The following is a 17,278-nucleotide window of genomic DNA, read 5'->3' as shown; positions in this document are numbered from 1 at the left end:
GCGGCGGTCACTTCTTCGAGACGCGGACCAGCTTCTTGTTGACGAACTCGTCCATCCCCCACGGACCGAGTTCACGGCCGACGCCGGAGCGTTTGACGCCGCCGAACGGCAAACCGGGGAGCGTCGTGCCGTGCTCGTTGACGTACGCCATCCCGACGTCGAGCCGGTCGGCCACCTCGCGGGCACCGTCGAGGTCGCTGCTCCACACCGAACCGCTGAGACCGTAGGCGGAGGAGTTGGCGAGTTCGACGGCCTCGTCGGCGGTGGCTACCTTGTAGACGACGCCGACCGGCCCGAACAGTTCCTCGCTGTATGCGCGCATCTCGGGGGTCACGTCGACGAGCAGCGTCGGTTCGACGTACGAGCCGGGACCGTCGATCTTCTTCCCGCCCGCGAGGAGCGTCGCGCCCTTGGCGACGGCGTCCTCGATCTGCTCGATCAGGGAATCCGCGGCGGTCTGCGAGGACAGCGGCCCGAGGACGGTCTTGGCGTCGAGCGGATCGCCCGTCGGTGTGGCCTTGAACGACTCGGCGAGTTTCGCGACGAACTCGTCGTAGTTCGGTTCCGTCACGATGAACCGCTTCGGCGAGTTGCAGGCCTGGCCGGCGTTGGACAGGCGGGCCCGGGTCGCCGTCTTGACGGTGGCGTCCATGTCCTCGGTGTCGAGGACGACGAACACGTCGGAACCGCCGAGTTCGAGGACGACCTTCTTGAGGTTGCGGCCCGCCGTCTCGGCGACGCTGATCCCGGCCCGTTCACTGCCGGTGAGGGAGACGCCCTGGACGCGCGGATCCGCGATCATGTCGGCGATCTGCTCGTTGGTGGCGAACACGTTGACGTACGCGTCCTCCGGGAGGCCGGCCTGCCGGAAGATCTCCTCCATCAGCAGCGCCGACTGCGGACAGTTCGGGGCGTGCTTGAGCAGCACGGTGTTGCCTAGCACGAGGTTCGGTGCCGCGAAGCGCGCGACCTGGTAGTACGGGTAGTTCCACGGCATCACACCGACGAGCGCACCGATCGGCCTGCGGTAGACCACGGATTCGTCGGCGCCGGGCACGTCGAGCCGTTCCGCCTCCAGCAGTGCGGGGCCGTTGTCGGCGTAGTAGCGGTAGATCGCCGAGGAGAGTTTGACCTCGCCTTTGGCCTCCCGGACGGGCTTGCCCATCTCGAGCGCGATCATCCGCGCCAGTTCGTCCTCGCGCTCGGCGTAGAGGTCCGCGGTCCGGCCCAGAATGCGGGCTCGTTCCTCGGCGGGGGTCGTCCGCCAGCTCAGGTATCCGCTGTGGGCGCGTGCGAGCGCCGACTCCACTCCCACATCGTCCAAGGTCTCGAATTCCCGGACGGTTTCACCGGTCGCGGGATTGACAGTCTTGTACTTCGCCATACCCCGGGCAACGACGAGCCGGTCGCTCGAATTCCCCGCCGACGCCGAGCCGCCGGTCAGGCGGCTCGGGTTTCGCGAAAGCCCTGACCGCCTGCGACCGCCACATAGTGGCCCAGCAGCTCGTCGCAGATCGCGGGCCACGTGCGGTGCAGCACCGACTGCCGGGCGGCCTCCCCGAAGCGGGCCCGCATGCGACGGTCCCGCAGCGCGTCGACGGCACTCGGCAGCAGTTCGCCGAACCGGTCGACCGGCAGCAGATAGCCGTTGCGGCAGTGCGCGACCAGATCGCGGGGTCCACCGGCGTCCGGTCCGATCACCGGCACCCCGCTGGAGAGCGCTTCCTGCACCGCCTGGCAGAACGTCTCGTGCTCGCCGGGATGGACGAAGACGTCCAGGCTCGCGTACGCCTCGGCGAGCTCCGCACCACCGAGTTGGCCGGTGAAGACCGCGTCGGGCATCAACCGCTGCAAGCGGCTCCGCTCGGGACCGTCGCCGACGATCACCAGCCGGACCCGCTGGTCGCCCGCCAGCGCGGCCAGCCGCTCGACGTGCTTCTCGGGTGCGAGCCTGCCCACGAAACCGACGACCAGCCGGTCGGAGCCGCCCAGCCAGGAGTCCCGCAGTCCGGTGCTGCGGCGGGACGGCGCGAATCGAGTGGTCTCCACACCGCGCGCCCAGCGGTGGACCCTCGGAATCCGCTGCTCGGCCAGGGCCTCGACCGCCGACGTGGACGGCGCGAGGGTGCGCGTGCAGCCCCGGTGGATGCGCCGCGTCCAGGCCCACGCCGCCCGGCTGGTGATGCCGAGGCCGTAGCTTTCGGCGAACCCCGCCACGTCCGTCTGGTACACCGCGACCGTGGGGACGTCGAGCCGGTGCGCCGCACCGAGCCCGCCCGCCCCGAGGAGGAACGGCGACGCCAGGTGCACGACGTCGGGGTCGAACGACCGCAGCGCGGCGGTGAGTCCGGGCTGCGGCAGACCCACCGGGAGCGAACTGACCTTGGGGACCATCACCGCGGGCACCCGGTGGACGGGCACACCGTCGTGTTCGGTCGGCGCCGGTGCCTGCGATCCGACCGTGTCCGGGGCGACGACCATCGCCTGGTGTCCGGTGCGCTGCAGATGGTCGAGAACCCGCAGCACCGAGTTGGTCACACCGTTCATGTTGGGAAGAAACGATTCCGCGACGATGGCTACTCTCACGCGCTCAGCGTGGCAGTGCTCGTGGTCACAGCAGCGAGATCGACGTGACTGTCGCGCGAAGTTCCGGGAAATTCAGGATGACACTGCCGGCGCGGACTCCGCCGAGATCTCGCGGCGCCGGAGATACCAGAGCACCGGTCCCGCGATCAGCCACGTCACCACGATCAGCGAACCGGCGGGGATCACGGCCACGCTGGCGTCGCGCCCGGACACGCGCACCAGGTCGGGGTCGCTGCGCGCGTACTCGACGTCGATCCGCTGACCCACCGTGAGGTTGGTCGGGTACAACACACCGAGTTCGGGGTTGTGCGTCACGCCGTCCGGGGTGACGAAACTGATGGCCGACCGCAACGATCCCGCCGACAGCACCTCCGCCGTGGCCACGCCGCGGTCGGATTGAATGGTGTGGTCGTTGCGCCAGGCGGCGAGGACGAGGAGCACGGCCAGGATCGAGATGCCGATCGCCGCCACCAGCACCCCGCGCCGGACCCGCCGCGTCACCCGCGCATTCACAGTTGTGCCCGCACCGCGGCGTGCAGTTCGCGCAGCCCGGAACGTTCGGTGGTCACCTCGAGCACCCGGATTCCGCGGTCGCCGGGCGCGTCGGGCGTGCTCAGCCGCGTCGACAGCTCACCCACCCCCACCAGGTGATGCTCCACCCGGTAGGCGGCGCAGAGTGCGGCGAGATCCATCCCGTGCGGAGTGCCGAAGACCCGCTCGAACACCCCGGCGTACTGCGGATCGCCCTGTTCGAGCAATTCGAAGATGCCACCGCCGTCGTCGTTGGCGACGACGATCGTCAGGTCCCGGGGCCGCGGTTCGCCCGAGCCGATGAGCAGCCCGGACGCGTCGTGCAGGAACGTGAGGTCGCCGAGCAGGGCCACCGTGCGTCCCTCCTCGTAGGCGAGCGCCGCCCCGACGGCGGCGGACACGGTGCCGTCGATCCCGGCGACACCCCGGTTGGACAGCACCCGGACCTTCGGCGCCGGATAGCTGACCAGTGCGGCGTCCCGGACAGGGTTGGACGCGCCGAGCAGCAACTGGTCGCCGTCGGTGAGGGCGTCCATGACGGCGGCCGCCACATGGAGGCCCGTCGCCTTCGGGTGGGCGGCGAGTTGCGCGCGCACCGCCTTGTCGGTGTGTTCGGACAGCGTGCGGCACCTGTTGATCCAGGCCCGGTCGGGTTCACCGGTCACCACCGCGCGGGTTCCGGTGGCCAGCACGTTCCCGGACACGTCGGGCCAGCGGGGGCCGGTGGTGAGCGCGTAGACGGCCACCGCCGGATCGGCGAGGACCTTCGACACGGACCGGTGCAGGGTGGGGCGTCCGGTGATGACGGCCTGCCGCGGCTTGAGCTGGGGCAGCGCCATCGGATGCACCGGGATGCCGTGCAGGGGCGCGGTCGGCTCGGCGACCGTCGGAAGGCCGGCGAGTTCCGGCCGAAGCGCCGATCCGTGCCCGGAGATCACGATGGTGTCCGCGGTGATGTCGAGGTCCATCGCCACGTCGAGCGTCGCGTGCTGGGTGGTGGTCCACGCCGCCCCACCCGGCCGTCCCTGCGGGACCGGGCCCTGCGCGTGCACGTCGGGGACGAGCGGTTCCCGGAGCGGGATGTCGAAGTGCACGGGTCCGGCGTTGCCCGACCTCGTGCCGCGCGCGGCGGCGAGGACCCGGCAGACCGCCGAACGCCACTGGCTGTTCTGCGCGTCGTCCTCGGCCAGGCCGAGGCTGACGGTCGCGCGCACCTGGCTTCCGAACAGGCCGAGTTGCTCGATGGTCTGGTTGGCGCCGGTGCCGAGCATCTCGTACGGGCGGTTGGCGCTGAGCACCACGAGCGGCACCCGGGCGTAGTTGGCCTCGAGGACGGCGGGACCGAGATTGGCGACCGCGGTGCCGGACGTCATGACGATCGGAACGGGACGCTTGCCTGCCACGGCCAGGCCGAGCGCGAGGAATCCCGCGGTGCGCTCGTCGATGCGCATGTGCAGACGCAGTCGGCCCTGGAGGTCGGCGGCCTGCAGGGCGAACGCCAGCGGCGCATTCCGCGAACCCGGGCAGAGCACGACCTCGCGTACTCCCCCGCGGACCAGTTCGTCGACGACCGCGGTGGCTTGAGCAGTGGACGGGTTCACGCCATCAAGAGTGTCAGATACTCCGGCACCCCCGTCCGGCGACCTGGCCGGGTGAGTTCACGGCCACATTCCGGGCGCTGACACCATGTGGGCATGCGCACTCTCTTCGATCCCGCCGAGCTACCTCCACGCCGCATCTACCAGGTGCTGACCGCCTCGGTGGTGCCGCGACCGATCGCGTGGGTGTCCACGGTCTCGGCGGACGGGGTGGCCAACCTGGCCCCTTACAGCTTCTTCTCGGTGTCCAGCACGCAGCCGCCGGTGGTGCAGTTCACGTCCGTCACCCGCAAGGACAGCCTCCGGAACATCGAGGCGACGGGTGAGTTCGTGATCAACCTGGCGACGGAGCCCCTGGTGGCGGCCGTCAACGCCAGTTCCGCCACCTACGGCAGTGATGTCGACGAGTTCGCCGCGCTGGGCATCGAGACCGAGCCCAGCGAGCGGGTCCGGCCGGTCCGGGTCGCGGGTTCGCCGGTCGCCATCGAATGCACCCTGCACGGGGTGACCCCGGTCGGCGACTCGTTCGTGGTGATGGGCGACGTCGTCACGATCGCGGTGCGTCCCGAGGCGCTCGCCGACGACGGGCTTCCGGACTTCACCGAACTCGCCCCGCTCAGCCGCCTCGGCCGCAATGAGTGGGGTCTGCCGCCGAGGGTCGTGATGCTGGACCGCCCGCACCGCCCCGAGTGACGGATCAATTGGTTAGGCTTACCTGATAACCGCACCGCAACCGGGGGAGCTACCACCGACATGGCCCAGCGCAGCAAGTTCGTCAAACCTCAGAGTCGCCGGATCGCGTCCGCACGAGTGGTCGCAGGCAAGCAGATCAGCCCGAACTTCGTCCGCGTCACCATCGCGGGTGAGGAACTCGACTCCGTCAGCCCCATGGGCTTCGACCAGTGGTTCCGGATGTTCATCCCCCAGCAGGGTCAGAGCGCCCTGCGGCTACCGACCAGCGCGAGCAACCTCTGGTACGCCCAGTACAAGCTGATGTCCAAGGACACCCGGCCGGTAGTGCGCAACTACACGGTCCGCGAACTCCGCGTCGCAGGGTCGGGAGCGTTCGGCGACACCACCGAGATCGACATCGACTTCGCCTCGCACGGCGACCTCGGTCCCGCGTCGGCGTGGGCGAACGCGGCGGCGGCCGGTGACGAGGTGGCGATCCTCGACGAGGGCCTGATCTACAACCCGACTCCGGACGCCGAGTGGCAGCTGCTCGTCGGGGACGAGAGCGCGCTTCCCGCAATCGTCGGGATCCTGCGTTCGGCACCACAGGACCTGCGGGCCGAGGTGTTCGTCGAGATTCCCGATGCCGAAGACGCTCAGGACGTTTCGGTGGGTGACGGCGTGAACGTGCACTGGCTGGTCCGCGAGGACGCCGACGCCCGCCCGGGGGTGCTCGCACTGAACACGGTGAAGCAGGCGGAATTGCCCGCCGGGCCCTCCTACACGTTCGTTGCAGGCGAGAGCGAGCTGACGACGGCGTTGCGGCGCCACCTGGTGAACGAGCGCCGCATCCCGAAGTCGAACATTTCGTTCACCGGGTATTGGCGCTTCGGTCACGCGGCCAACTGACCACAGGTGAGTGGCAAAGAGTGCCGGGGCACGCTTTGCCACTCACCTGGGTTCTCAGTTGGCGTGCTTCTGGACGAGGGCGCCCAGACGCGGAAGTGCCTCGATCACATTCTTCTTCGCCGACGGGCGCAGCGACGAGTACACCTTCTTGACAGCGCCGCGGTCGCTGCCCTCGATGCGCTCGTCGGTCACACCGAGCAGCGAGTCCGCGACCTCGTCGCTACGCGCGACCAGGTACTCGGAGAATCCGGCCTCACCGCTGGCGGTGAACGACTGCCAGTACGGTTCGAGCTTGGTGACGAACGCCGGCAGCAGACCCTCGATGGCGTCCGGCACGATCGACGGTCCCACCTTCTTGACGGCGCCGTATCCACCCTTGAGTGCCAGTCCCGAGGCCCCCGACTTGTCCGAAACCTCCGCGTCGATGAGAGCCTGGACGTCTGCGATGACCGCAGGAACGCGCGACTCGTCGAGCAGGGTTTCGTTCAGAGCTGCAACCACTTTCAATGCCTCCGTATTGACTGAGCGATCAGGTCCGGCCAGACACTATACGAAAAACCGGACGCCGCGTTGTTCGAGCAGGCCATGGCACCGGCGCGCCCGCTCGATCCACCAGCGTGAACGCTCCGCGGACGCGGCGAGAGCCGTGACGCGTTCGACGTCGGGTGCCACCGCCTCGACGGCGAGCTCACCGTCGACGGGTTCGCGGGCGCGGGCCACGTCCGCCTCGAACAGTCCCCCGGTACCGAGACCGCACGCGAACTGCAATTCGGGGAGGGCCGCGGCGGCTGCGACACCGGCAGCGATGCCGACGGCGGTGTCCAGGGCGCTCGACACGACCACCGGCACACCGTGCGAGGACAACTCGTCGGCGAGCGCCAGCAGTCGCCGCATCCCGCCGAGCGGGGCGACCTTCACGACGGCCACGTCCGCGCCGCCTGCCCGCACGACCTTCAGCGGATCCTCGGCCCGCCGGATGCTCTCGTCGGCGGCCACCCGCACGTCGGGCATCCGCCTGCGGACCTCCACCAACTCGGGCACGCTCGCGCACGGCTGCTCGGCGTATTCGAGCGGACCGTCGGCGGTCAGTGCCCGCAGCGCGGCCTCGGCCTCGTCGACCGACCAGCCGCCGTTGGCGTCGACGCGCACGTTCGGGACGAGCGCGCGGACCGCCCGCACCCGCGCGACGTCGTCGTCGAGGGTCTGACCGCCCTCGGCCACTTTCACTTTCGCGGTCCGTGCACCGGGGTACCGCGCGAGCACGTCGGGCACCCGGGCGGCGTCGACGGCGGGGACGGTCGCGTTGATCGGTACCCGCGTTCGCACCGCGGGCGGCGGTCCGAGCCAGGCGTCCTCGATCGCCGACTGCAACCAGTGCGCCGCCTCGTCGTCCGCGTATTCGGGAAACGGTGCGAACTCGCCCCATCCCGCGGGACCGCGCAGCAGCAATGCTTCTCGCGTCGTGATGCCGCGGAACCGCACGCGCATGGGCAGACTCACCACGACCGCGTCGGCCAGAACCTCCCCGACGGAGGGCAGGGACGTCACGGGTCAGGGCTGCCCGGGCAGGAGCACCAGCATGAGCGCCTCGCATTCGGCGAGGAGCGTCTCACCGTGTGTCATCCGGGCGGTGATGTAAGTCTTGCGCCCGTCGACGCGGTCCACCTTGCCTTCGATGGCGAGCGTGGTGTTCAGCGGTGTGATCGCGCGGTAGTCGACGTGCAGGTACGCGGTGCGGCTGATGGGCCGGCCGTACGCGTGGACGATCATGCCCATCAGGTCGTCGAACAGCAGCGGCAGCGTGCCGCCGTGCGCGGCGCCGTTCCCCCCGAGGTGGTAGCGGCGGAACATTCCGGTGCTTCGCACCCCGTCGGGCCCGAACTTCTCGATGTTCCACGGCGGCAGAAGGAGACTCCCCCTGCCGGGCAGTTCGATCGTGCGGCCCGCCGGCGACCGCCCCTCGGGCGCGACGTGCGGCCCGAGCAGTTCGGCCAGTTTCTCCACCTGGTCCGCGGCCGCGGCGAGCACGTCGTCCGGGGCGTCCACGGACACCGCGAGGTCCTGCAGCGTGCGCATTCCGTCGACGAACCGGGCCCAGTCGGGACCGGGCGTCACCGGCTCGTACTTGGGGAACCCGCCGTGGTGCTCGTACTCGTCGTCGCCGTCGTAATCGAGACGGGTGACGTCCGCAGCCTGTTCGCTCATACCTGCACGGTAAACCCGGGCAAACTCCTGCGCGCGCGGACACCCGCCAACGGCACCCGATAACCTCGGAGCCGTGACTTTCAACCCGCAGCACTGGCGACCGGTTCCCGGTTTCGAGAACCTGACCGACATCACGTACCACCGGCATGTCACCCAGGGAATCGTCCGGGTGGCGTTCGACCGTCCCGAAGTACGCAACGCCTTCCGCCCGCACACCGTCGACGAGTTGTACCGGGCGCTGGACCACGCCCGGATGACGTCCGACGTGGGTGCCGTGCTGCTCACCGGCAACGGTCCGAGCCCCAAGGACGAAGGCTGGGCGTTCTGCTCCGGCGGCGACCAGCGCATCCGCGGGCGCAGCGGATACCAGTATGCGGAAGGCGAAACCGCGGACACCGTCGACAAGGCCCGCGCCGGACGACTCCACATCCTCGAGGTCCAGCGGCTGATCCGGTTCATGCCGAAAGTCGTCATCTGCCTCGTCAACGGCTGGGCCGCGGGCGGCGGTCACAGCCTGCACGTCGTGTGCGACCTGACGCTCGCCAGCCGCGAACACGCCCGGTTCAAGCAGACCGACGCCGACGTCGGCAGCTTCGACGGCGGCTACGGCAGCGCCTACCTCGCCAAGATGGTCGGCCAGAAGTTCGCCCGCGAAATCTTCTTCCTCGGCGAGACGTACACCGCGGAGGAAATGCATCAGATGGGCGCCGTCAACAAGGTCGTCGATCATGCCGAACTCGAGGACGTCGCGATCGACTGGGCCACCAAGATCAACGGCAAGTCCCCGCAGGCACAGCGCATGCTCAAATACGCGTTCAACCTGCAGGACGACGGCCTCGTCGGGCAGCAATTGTTCGCGGGCGAGGCAACCCGAATGGCGTACATGACCGACGAGGCGGTCGAGGGCCGCGACTCCTTCCTCGAAAAGCGCGAACCCGACTGGAAGCCGTACCCCTGGTACTTCTGACGCGACCTGTAGCTATATGTACTCGACCGACATGCGGTCGATCGTGCCGTTGAACGGGAACGGCGCCCGGTCGTAGTAGTCCAGCGACACCGGGGAACCGAGGCAGGTGCCGACGTCGAGGCAGTCGTTGGCTGTGAACAGCAACGGCACACTCACCGGCACCTGCCCCTCCCCGACGACACTGCCGTCGACGCAGAGCTTCACGTTCAGCGGGCCACCGGGCCTCGCCTCCACGAATTCCGTGACCACCTCCACCTTTCGCGTGCCCGGCGGGAGCGGCACGGTCGAACGAATCTTCGTCCGCATCAGGATGAACAGGTTGTATTCGTAACAGAGGTAGCCGTCGTCGACGAAGCACGTCAGCCCGCCCGCGTTGCTCCCCAGTGCGTACAGCACTCCGCTCGGGCTCTCCGGCGCGGTGAGGTCGAGGGTGACCCGGTTGTTCTTGTTGCCCAGACCGGGAGCGCAGAACTCGGGCATGCGGATCGTGTCGCCGGAGAACTCCCAGCTCGTGTACGGCGTCGTGATCCGCTGCTCGGGATGCAGTGCGACCACCCACAGCCCGCCACCGACGGGGAGCGCATTGTTCTTCGCCGCCTCGATCACGAACAGTTCCCGCAGTTGCGCCAACTTCTCCGGATGCTGCTCGGCGAGATCCCGGTTCTGGGTCCAGTCCTCGTCCAGGTTGTAGAGCTCCCACACGTCGTCGTCCGGACTCCAGTCGCGGATGCCGCCCGGCATACCCGCCGCCCAGGGTGCGCGCGGCCCGAACGCGGACGCCATCCAGCCGTCGTGGTAGATCGCCCGGCTGCCCATGATCTCGAAGTACTGGGTGAGCTTCCCTCCGGAGGCATCGCGGTCGACGAGAGTCTGCGCGAAGCCGGCGCCGTCGATCGGGTCCTGCGGAACACCGTTCACCGTCCGCGGCGGAGTGATCCCGACGATGTCGAACAGCGTCGGCATCACGTCGTTGCAGTGCAGGAAATGCGTGCGGGGTGCCGGGTCCGGTGCCACCTTCGCCGGCCACCGGGCGACCATCGGGTTGCGGGTGCCACCGAGATGGGAGGCCAGCAGTTTCATCCCCTTGTACGGTGCGCTGCCCGCCCACGCCCAGCCCGCGTGATACATGTTGTCGGTCTTCGGCGACCCCAGGACGTCGAGGCCACCGAGCTCCTCGAGCGCTGCGATGTGCTGCGCCGGTGTGGTCGGAATGCCGTTCTGCGCCAACAGTTCACTGATCGTGCCGTTCTGGCCCTCACCGGACGAGCCGTTGTCGCCCCAGATGTACAGGACCAGGGTGTCGTCCCGGTACCCCAGGCGGTCCAGTTCGTCGAACAGCCTGCCCACCTGGACGTCACAGTGCTCGGCGTACCCGGCGGCCACCTCCATCAGCCGGCGCTGGAACGGTTTCTCGTCCTCGGGAATGTCGTCCCACGCCGCCATGGTCGGGTCGCGGTCGGTCAGCTCCGCCTCGGGGGGAATCCAGCCCTTCTCCTTCGCCCTCGCGAAGACCCGCTCCCGGTACGCGTCCCAGCCGTCGTCGAACTTCCCGCCGTACTTGTCGGCCCACGGCTTCATGATGTGGTGCGGTCCGTGCAGGCAGCCGCTGGCCCAGTACATGAAGAACGGCTTGTCCGCCTCGAACGCCTTGTGCCTGCGCAGCCAGCCGATCGCGTCGTCCGCGAGATCCTCGCTGAGGTGATAGCCCTGCTCCGGGGTCTTCGGGGGCAGCACCACCGTCGTGTTCCGCACCAGGTTCGGTTCGTACTGCGACGCCTCGCCGGCGAGGAAGCCGTAGAAGTACTCGAACCCGAGACCGGTCGGCCAGTTGTCGAACGGACCTGCTGCGGTGGTCTCCTCGGCGGGAGTGTTGTGCCATTTCCCGAATGCGGCGGTGCTGTAGCCGTACTGGCGCAGCACTTCGGCCCCCGTCGCGCTCGACCGCGGGATGTGGCCGGAGTAGCCGTCCCAGTCGTTGGCCAGCTCCGCGATCTGCCCGTTCCCGACGCGGTGATGGTTGCGCCCGGTCAGCAGCGACGCACGGGTCGGTGAACACATTGCGGTCGTATGGAATCGGTTGTAGCCGACACCGTCCTGCAGCATCGCGTCGAGTGTCGGGGTGTTCACCTCACCTCCGAGCCCGCTCGGCAGGCCCGGCCCGGCGTCGTCGATGAGGACGATCAGAATGTTCGGGGCGTCGTCGTGGAGCCGCCGCTCCTTGGGACTCGGGCTGTAGACCGACTCCTGCATGGTCCGGCCCGCGATGCTTCCCGACGGCGTCGGCGGGAACGGTAACGACTCGCCACCCGGTATCGGCTTCCCTGTCACGCTCGAACTCATGGCCCAATCCCCTCGTCGTCCACAGCCGTCAATCCAGTCCAGCACCGGGCGAGCGCGTGGGAGTAGACCCTCGGAGGGTGAATTACGCGCCCGGATTCGCCGCGTCGGCAGGAGAGGGGGCGCGGCGTGCCCGATTCGGGCACACTGACCCACATGAGCATCGACCGCGAGCTCCCCGCGCCGGAACATCGCCGTCCGCCCGGAGTGAGTGACGACACCGTCGCCGCGCTCGGGAAGCTGTCCGAGGCCCTCGAAACAGTCGAACGCGCCCGCGGCCACCTCTACTCGTTCCATCAGCTGATCGGCCACGCCGATCTCCAGCTCGGTGAGGCCGTCGACGCACTGCGGGACGCGGGTCACACCGACGTCGCGGACCGGGTGCAGTCCGAGCTCGTCGGCCGAAACGTCGTCGAGGGCCGGTGGACATTCCAGATCGTCGAGGAGTTCGACGACCAATACTGGTCGCCGCTGCGCGAGCACGAACGTGGCGCACGTCACGAACTCGCGGACGGACGGCGGCACCTGTTCGAGGCAGAGATGAAGGAAGATCGACGCACACACGGCCGGACGGGACACGAAGCCCGCCCCGGCGAAGGAGGGTGACGGGTGGAAATCCTCAGCAGCAGGACGATTCTGCGGCCGCGCGACTACGCGACGACGCTGAGCTTCTACCGCGACATCCTCGGGCTGGCCACCGCCCGCGAATACCCGGGGGGCACCGTGTTCTTCGCCGGTCAGGGCCTGATCGAGGTTGCCGCGCACGGCGGAACGGGTGAGTCGACGTCCTTCGACGGCGCCCTCTGGCTGCAGGTTCGTGACCTCACCGCGGTCCAGACCGAGCTGGTCCTCGCGGGGGTGAAGATCGACCGCGAGGCCCGGCAGGAACCGTGGGGGCTGTTCGAGATGTGGATCGCGGACCCCGACGGCATCCCGATCGTGCTGGTGCAGGTTCCGGAGGATCACCCCATCCGCCGCGACACCCGCCCGAAGAGTCAGAACTGACGAAAGGCCATACGCAGGAGTGATTCTGTACACCAGACGTCAACTGTACTTTTTCAGTTGAAATCCGCACAATCTGGGTGTGACCGCAGAGCTCGTAGTTCTCCTGGTGGTAGTCGTCACCGCCCTCGCTTTCGATTTCACGAACGGATTTCACGACACCGGCAATGCAATGGCCACCTCGATCGCGACGGGAGCTCTGCGACCCAAGGTCGCTGTCGCGCTCTCCGCATCGTTGAATCTCGTCGGCGCGTTCCTGTCCGTGGAGGTTGCGGCGACAGTCGCGAAGGGCGTGGTGAACCTCGGAGAAGTGGGCGGCGAGGATCTGCTGCTCATCGTGTTCGCGGGCCTGGTCGGCGGCATCATCTGGAATCTGGCGACGTGGCTGCTCGGCCTGCCGTCCAGCTCTTCGCACGCACTGTTCGGCGGTCTGATCGGTGCGGCCATCGCGTCCATCGGCATGAGCGGTGTCGAGTGGGGTGGGGTGCTCAGCAAGGTCGTCGTTCCCGCCGTTCTCGCCCCCGTGGTCGCGGCGCTGGTCGCCACCGCGGGCACCAAGCTGGTCTACCGGATCACCTCGGGCGTCCGGGAGGACACCAAGGAGCACGGGTTCCGCATCGGCCAGATCGGTTCCGCTTCCCTCGTGTCGCTGGCCCACGGAACCAACGACGCCCAGAAGACGATGGGCGTGATCTTCCTCGCACTGGTCGCGCACGGAAGCCTGTCCGCCGACGACGAGATGCCGTTCTGGGTGAAGCTCAGTTGCGCGATCGCCATCGCCCTCGGGACGTACCTCGGTGGCTGGCGCATCATCCGCACCCTCGGCAAGGGACTCGTGGAGATCGCCGCTCCGCAGGGCATGGCCGCGGAGTCCTCGTCCGCCGCCATCATCCTCACCTCCAGCCACCTCGGACTGCCGCTGTCCACCACCCACGTCGCGACCGGATCCATCCTCGGCACCGGACTCGGACGCAAGGGCGCCGAGGTCCGCTGGGGCATCGCCGGACGCATGGCCGTCGCGTGGCTGGTCACGCTGCCGTCGGCGGCGATCGTCGGCGCGGTGTGCTGGGTCATCGCCCACCTGATCGGCGGTCTGCCAGGCGTTCTGGTCGTGTTCGCCGCCCTGATCCTGCTCGCCGGGTTCATGTACCTGCGCTCCCGCCTGCAACCGGTGACGTCCGGCAACGTGAACGCCGAGTGGGAGTCCGGCGACGCCGCCGCTCCCGCCGAACCCACCGAACCGGAAGTGGCCGAGACCGCGGACTCCGCCGGTCCCGCCGCGAACCGCTGAGGGGGCTCCCATGACACTGCTGACCACCACCGTTCAATCGCTCTGGCAGGTCGTCCTCGTCGGTCTGCTGTTCGGCGCCGGTCTGCCCGCGATCTTCGCGCTCGGACTGCGGTCGCTCGGCGGCGCGGACACCGCCGAGGGCACCTCGCAGCCGACCGTCGCAGGCCGGATCGGCGCCTGTGCCTGCTTCGCCGTGGTGCTGATCGCGATCATCACTGGGATACTTCTGTTGATGAAGGACTTCCTGGCCAGCAGCTTCGGTATCCACATCTTCTGAGCGGCGACCACGAGTCCCCGTTCCATCGACGAAAGAGGCCGAACGCGTGCCCAAGAACTCACTTAGCTCCGTGCTCGACTGGCTACGCGCCGGGTACCCCGAGGGAGTCCCGGCGAAGGACCATTTCGCGTTGCTGGCCGTGCTGCGTCGCCGTCTCACCGACGAGGAGATCGAACAGGTCGTCGCGCTGTCGATCGAAACCGCCCACGAGACACCGCAACGCCACGTCGACTACGACAACATCCGACGCCTCATCAGCGAGATCACCCACGAGGAACCGTCCGAGGAGGACGTTGCCCGGGTGACGGAGAACCTCGAGGCCGGGGGCTGGCCGGTCGGTACCGACGCCGAGAGCGGCGACGACACCGGCGACACGGAAGAAACCCGCGACGCAGGCTAGCCATGAGCCTTCCACCGTTTCTCTCCTCCATCATCGGCTGGCTGCGTGCCGGCTACCCGAACGGCGTGCCCGAGCAGGACTACATTCCGTTGTTCGCGCTGCTCACCCGCCGCCTGTCGGAAGACGAGGTGGATGCCGTCGCCGACGCCCTCGTCGAGGAGGGCGACCTGCCCATCGAGAAGACCGACATCCAGGTGCTCATCACCAAGGTCACCGACGAGTTGCCGCTGGAATCGGACGTCGACCGGGTGCGCAGCAACCTCGCCGCGGGCGGCTGGCCGCTTGCCGGGCCGGCCCAGTGATGCGATGGCCGCTTGCCGGGCCGGCCCAGTGAGCGAATTGCGGGTCCTGCCCGTCCCACCTGGTGCCGGGGCTCTCGGCATCCTGCCGCAACTGTCGGCGATCCTGGACGGGACCGCGCCCGCCGCGCTTCCCGTGCCCGCCGCGGACGAGAGGGAGACCCGGCGGCTGACGGACGCACTGCGGCCCGGGGACCCGATCGACGACGGTGTCGCACTCGTGGTCGCGACGTCCGGGACGACGGGCGTGCCGAAGGGTGCGATGCTGTCCGCGGCTGCCCTCCGTGCCAGCGGTGAGGCGACGCACGCGCGGCTCGGCGGCCCGGGCGCCTGGCTGCTGACCCTTCCCGCCCACCACATCGCGGGCATGCAGGTGTTGCTGCGCAGTGTCCTCGCAGGGTCCGACCCGGTGGTGATCGACGTGTCCGACGGCTTCGACCCCGGCGCGCTGCCGAACGCCGTCGAGTCGATGTCCGGACCCCGCCGCTACACCTCGCTCGTCCCGACCCAGCTGGTCAAGGCGCTCGACCACCCCGAAGCCGTGACGTCGCTGGCTGCGCTCGACGCCGTCCTCCTCGGCGGCGCCGCCACCCCCGCCCCGGTCCTGCGACGCGCCGTCGACGCCGGGATCACCGTCGTCCGCACGTATGGAATGAGCGAGACGTGCGGTGGGTGCGTGTACGACGGGGTGCCCCTCGACGGCGCCCGCGTGCGAATCGACGGCGACGGCCGAGTCCTCCTCGGCGGCCCCATGCTGGCCTCCGGGTACCGCGGACTCCCCGACCATCCGGCGTTCGCGGAGCCCGGCTGGTTCCGCACCGACGACGCAGGCACCGTCACCGACGGCGTCCTCGCCATCTCCGGCAGACTCGACGAGGCCATCTCCACCGGCGGTCTCACCGTCGTCCCGCAGGTGGTCGAGGCGGCCCTCGTCGCCCACCCCGCGGTCCGGGAATGCGCGGTGGTCGGACTCCCCGACGAACGACTGGGACGCCGCGTCGCCGCCGTCGTCGTCGCCGAACCCGGCACCGCACCGACACTCGCCGAACTTCGCACCTTCGTCGGACGCGCCCTCGACTCCACCGCCGCCCCCCGCGAACTCCACCTCGTCGACTCCCTCCCCCTCCGCGGTCCCGGCAAGGTCGACCGGCGCGCGCTGGAAGCGCGGTTCGGCTAGCAGGTTCGCCGTGCGCGCGGAGTTGCACACCGATTCGTCGGATTCCCGCGCAATTGCGTGTGCTTCCGGCAATTCGGTGGGAAGCGACGGCTCATCGGCGCCGGGAGCGGGCACACGCGCGCTCGAATCGCGCCTTCACGGCGTCGAACCGTCCGAGGTCCGCCCACACCCACCTGATCACCTCGAGGCCCGTGTCCCGTATCGCGTCCTCCCGCAACTTCTCCCTCGCCACGATGTCGCCCGCCTGCCCGGAGCCGAATCGGTACTTGCCCATGCCGTCGAACTCGCCGACTACTCCCCAGCGCTCCCAGAAGAAGTCGACGCGGCCGACGAACGCGCCACCGCAGGTGCGGACTTCGTGCTGCAGATCGGGCGCCGGCATCCCGCATTCGCGCATCCTGATTCGGCTGAGCGACTCGCCGGGACTCTCGCTGCGTTCATCGAACAGTGCCACCGCGCGTCGCGCCGCCCCTATGCCTTTCCGCCGGCCGTGACGGTCCAGTACCGCCCGGACATCGTCGATCGACACGACGCCGCGGCGCAGGGCGGAGTCGCCGATCACGACGGCCTCGTCCAGAAATTCCGAACGCGCAACGTCCGCCACGGTCCGGGCGAGCGACGTCACCGCACCGACGTCGAGTCCGTGGAAGACGGCGGCGGACGCATGGCTGACCACGATCCCACCACCGTGCGCCACCACGGCCGCCGCGACCCGTGCGCGGTGCATCCCGCCCGGGTCCAGTGCTGCCGAGTGGTCGCTGTCCAGGTAGGCGCCCGCAGCCACGGAAACCAGTTGTCCCGTCGTCCTGGCGCGACGCAGTTCCGGGTCGGTCATTCCGTCGGCCAGTGCATGACGGCGAAAGATCAGGTCCTGTGCTCTCATATCGAGCATCGTGCCCCGAGGTCGACGCCGGTCGCCGCCTCCGACCAGGGGAAACAGTCGGCCTGTGGATAACCGAGGGGCTGTGGAATTCCACATCCGCACACCGATTCGTCAGATGCCCCCGCAATTGCGGCTGATTCCGGC

Annotated in this window: 19 protein-coding genes; 10 read left to right on the top strand and 9 right to left on the bottom strand. The window is 69.0% G+C overall.

The genetic code is table 11. The annotated features are described in order from the left end of the window. Positions 1-7: 7 nt before the first annotated feature. The 4 genes from CJ179_RS19855 to menD all read right to left on the bottom strand — a co-directional run bounded on the left by CJ179_RS19855 (position 8) and on the right by menD (position 4,718). Positions 8-1,384 (bottom strand): NAD-dependent succinate-semialdehyde dehydrogenase, encoded by a 1,377-nt coding sequence (locus tag CJ179_RS19855; RefSeq protein WP_072940002.1) that lies wholly within the window; start codon positions 1,382-1,384, stop codon positions 8-10. A 56-nt stretch (positions 1,385-1,440) separates the two neighbouring features. After that, positions 1,441-2,586 carry a glycosyltransferase family 1 protein gene (locus CJ179_RS19850; RefSeq protein ID WP_206013061.1) on the bottom strand — a complete coding sequence of 382 codons (1,146 nt, stop codon included), beginning with the start codon at positions 2,584-2,586 and terminating at the stop codon, positions 1,441-1,443. A gap of 72 nt (positions 2,587-2,658) precedes the next feature. Continuing rightward, positions 2,659-3,099: a DUF3592 domain-containing protein gene (locus CJ179_RS19845; RefSeq protein ID WP_072939998.1), complete on the bottom strand. Its 441-nt coding sequence runs from the start codon at positions 3,097-3,099 to the stop codon at positions 2,659-2,661. Then, positions 3,096-4,718: a 2-succinyl-5-enolpyruvyl-6-hydroxy-3-cyclohexene-1-carboxylic-acid synthase gene (gene menD / locus CJ179_RS19840; protein ID WP_072939996.1), complete on the bottom strand. Its 1,623-nt coding sequence runs from the start codon at positions 4,716-4,718 to the stop codon at positions 3,096-3,098. Before menD ends, CJ179_RS19845 begins: the two co-directional genes overlap by 4 nt. 93 nt (positions 4,719-4,811) lie before the next feature. On the opposite strand from menD, the gene CJ179_RS19835 reads away from it, so the two are divergent. Together CJ179_RS19835 and CJ179_RS19830 are read left to right on the top strand one after the other, a co-directional pair. Next, positions 4,812-5,408 carry a flavin reductase family protein gene (locus tag CJ179_RS19835; RefSeq protein ID WP_072939994.1) on the top strand — a complete coding sequence of 199 codons (597 nt, stop codon included), beginning with the start codon at positions 4,812-4,814 and terminating at the stop codon, positions 5,406-5,408. Between the two features lie 60 nt (positions 5,409-5,468). Beyond that, on the top strand, positions 5,469-6,296 hold the full coding sequence (locus tag CJ179_RS19830) for a siderophore-interacting protein (RefSeq protein ID WP_095862573.1): 828 nt from the start codon (positions 5,469-5,471) through the stop codon (positions 6,294-6,296). 54 nt (positions 6,297-6,350) lie between these two features. Here the strand turns inward: CJ179_RS19830 and CJ179_RS19825 are convergent, their stop codons facing one another. Genes CJ179_RS19825 through CJ179_RS19815 form a run of 3 tightly spaced genes read right to left on the bottom strand, consistent with a single transcriptional unit; the run spans position 6,351 to position 8,501 of the window. Next, entirely contained in the window at positions 6,351-6,797 is a 447-nt protein-coding gene (locus CJ179_RS19825) for a hypothetical protein (RefSeq protein WP_095862572.1), read from the bottom strand. A 45-nt stretch (positions 6,798-6,842) separates the two neighbouring features. Next, the gene (locus CJ179_RS19820; RefSeq protein ID WP_095862571.1) at positions 6,843-7,844 is read right to left on the bottom strand and encodes an o-succinylbenzoate synthase; all 1,002 of its coding nucleotides are present in this window, start codon (positions 7,842-7,844) and stop codon (positions 6,843-6,845) included. A 3-nt stretch (positions 7,845-7,847) separates the two neighbouring features. After that, a complete protein-coding gene (locus CJ179_RS19815) occupies positions 7,848-8,501 on the bottom strand; it encodes a PaaI family thioesterase (protein ID WP_072939983.1) in 654 nt (217 codons plus the stop codon). 73 nt (positions 8,502-8,574) lie between these two features. Between CJ179_RS19815 and CJ179_RS19810 the strand changes: the two genes are divergently transcribed. Beyond that, positions 8,575-9,468, top strand: a complete 894-nt coding sequence (locus CJ179_RS19810; protein ID WP_072939980.1) for a 1,4-dihydroxy-2-naphthoyl-CoA synthase — start codon at positions 8,575-8,577, stop codon at positions 9,466-9,468. Positions 9,469-9,480: 12 nt separating this feature from the next. Here the strand turns inward: CJ179_RS19810 and CJ179_RS19805 are convergent, their stop codons facing one another. Next, the gene (locus CJ179_RS19805) at positions 9,481-11,808 is read right to left on the bottom strand and encodes an arylsulfatase (protein ID WP_095862570.1); all 2,328 of its coding nucleotides are present in this window, start codon (positions 11,806-11,808) and stop codon (positions 9,481-9,483) included. A gap of 153 nt (positions 11,809-11,961) precedes the next feature. On the opposite strand from CJ179_RS19805, the gene CJ179_RS19800 reads away from it, so the two are divergent. From CJ179_RS19800 to menE, 7 genes are all read left to right on the top strand, one after another. Further along, on the top strand, positions 11,962-12,411 hold the full coding sequence (locus CJ179_RS19800) for a hypothetical protein (RefSeq protein ID WP_072940431.1): 450 nt from the start codon (positions 11,962-11,964) through the stop codon (positions 12,409-12,411). A 3-nt stretch (positions 12,412-12,414) separates the two neighbouring features. Then, entirely contained in the window at positions 12,415-12,810 is a 396-nt protein-coding gene (locus CJ179_RS19795; protein WP_072939974.1) for a VOC family protein, read from the top strand. 79 nt (positions 12,811-12,889) lie between these two features. Next, entirely contained in the window at positions 12,890-14,098 is a 1,209-nt protein-coding gene (locus CJ179_RS19790) for an inorganic phosphate transporter (protein ID WP_072939972.1), read from the top strand. A 10-nt stretch (positions 14,099-14,108) separates the two neighbouring features. Beyond that, positions 14,109-14,375, top strand: coding sequence for a hypothetical protein (locus CJ179_RS19785; RefSeq protein ID WP_072939970.1), 267 nt, complete (start codon positions 14,109-14,111; stop codon positions 14,373-14,375). A 46-nt stretch (positions 14,376-14,421) separates the two neighbouring features. After that, positions 14,422-14,775: a DUF3349 domain-containing protein gene (locus CJ179_RS19780; protein ID WP_072939967.1), complete on the top strand. Its 354-nt coding sequence runs from the start codon at positions 14,422-14,424 to the stop codon at positions 14,773-14,775. A 2-nt stretch (positions 14,776-14,777) separates the two neighbouring features. Then, positions 14,778-15,077, top strand: coding sequence for a DUF3349 domain-containing protein (locus CJ179_RS19775; RefSeq protein ID WP_005252058.1), 300 nt, complete (start codon positions 14,778-14,780; stop codon positions 15,075-15,077). A 28-nt stretch (positions 15,078-15,105) separates the two neighbouring features. Further along, positions 15,106-16,251 (top strand): o-succinylbenzoate--CoA ligase, encoded by a 1,146-nt coding sequence (gene menE, locus CJ179_RS19770; RefSeq protein WP_095862569.1) that lies wholly within the window; start codon positions 15,106-15,108, stop codon positions 16,249-16,251. 91 nt (positions 16,252-16,342) lie between these two features. Here menE and CJ179_RS19765 read toward each other — a convergent pair whose 3' ends face one another. Next, complete coding sequence (locus CJ179_RS19765) at positions 16,343-17,134, bottom strand: hypothetical protein (protein ID WP_095862568.1); 792 nt, start codon at positions 17,132-17,134, stop codon at positions 16,343-16,345. Positions 17,135-17,278 lie beyond the last annotated feature (144 nt).

Origin of the sequence: Rhodococcus sp. ACS1 (assembly GCF_002300155.1) — a bacterium.
GTDB classification, from domain to species: Bacteria; Actinomycetota; Actinomycetes; order Mycobacteriales; family Mycobacteriaceae; genus Rhodococcus_F; species Rhodococcus_F koreensis.
The sequence above is the reverse complement of the archived record's forward strand: the minus strand, read 5'-3'. Positions and strand labels throughout refer to the sequence as shown.

Excerpts from the sequence above, each read along its gene's own strand:
- CJ179_RS19855 (WP_072940002.1), bottom strand. The coding sequence starts at position 1,384 with ATGGCGAAGTACAAGACTGTCAATCCCGCGACCGGTGAAACCGTCCGG.
- CJ179_RS19835 (WP_072939994.1), top strand. The coding sequence starts at position 4,812 with ATGCGCACTCTCTTCGATCCCGCCGAGCTACCTCCACGCCGCATCTAC.
- CJ179_RS19830 (WP_095862573.1), top strand. The coding sequence starts at position 5,469 with ATGGCCCAGCGCAGCAAGTTCGTCAAACCTCAGAGTCGCCGGATCGCG.
- CJ179_RS19815 (WP_072939983.1), bottom strand. The coding sequence starts at position 8,501 with ATGAGCGAACAGGCTGCGGACGTCACCCGTCTCGATTACGACGGCGAC.
- CJ179_RS19805 (WP_095862570.1), bottom strand. The coding sequence starts at position 11,808 with ATGAGTTCGAGCGTGACAGGGAAGCCGATACCGGGTGGCGAGTCGTTA.
- CJ179_RS19800 (WP_072940431.1), top strand. The coding sequence starts at position 11,962 with ATGAGCATCGACCGCGAGCTCCCCGCGCCGGAACATCGCCGTCCGCCC.
- CJ179_RS19785 (WP_072939970.1), top strand. The coding sequence starts at position 14,109 with ATGACACTGCTGACCACCACCGTTCAATCGCTCTGGCAGGTCGTCCTC.
- CJ179_RS19775 (WP_005252058.1), top strand. The coding sequence starts at position 14,778 with ATGAGCCTTCCACCGTTTCTCTCCTCCATCATCGGCTGGCTGCGTGCC.
- CJ179_RS19765 (WP_095862568.1), bottom strand. The coding sequence starts at position 17,134 with ATGAGAGCACAGGACCTGATCTTTCGCCGTCATGCACTGGCCGACGGA.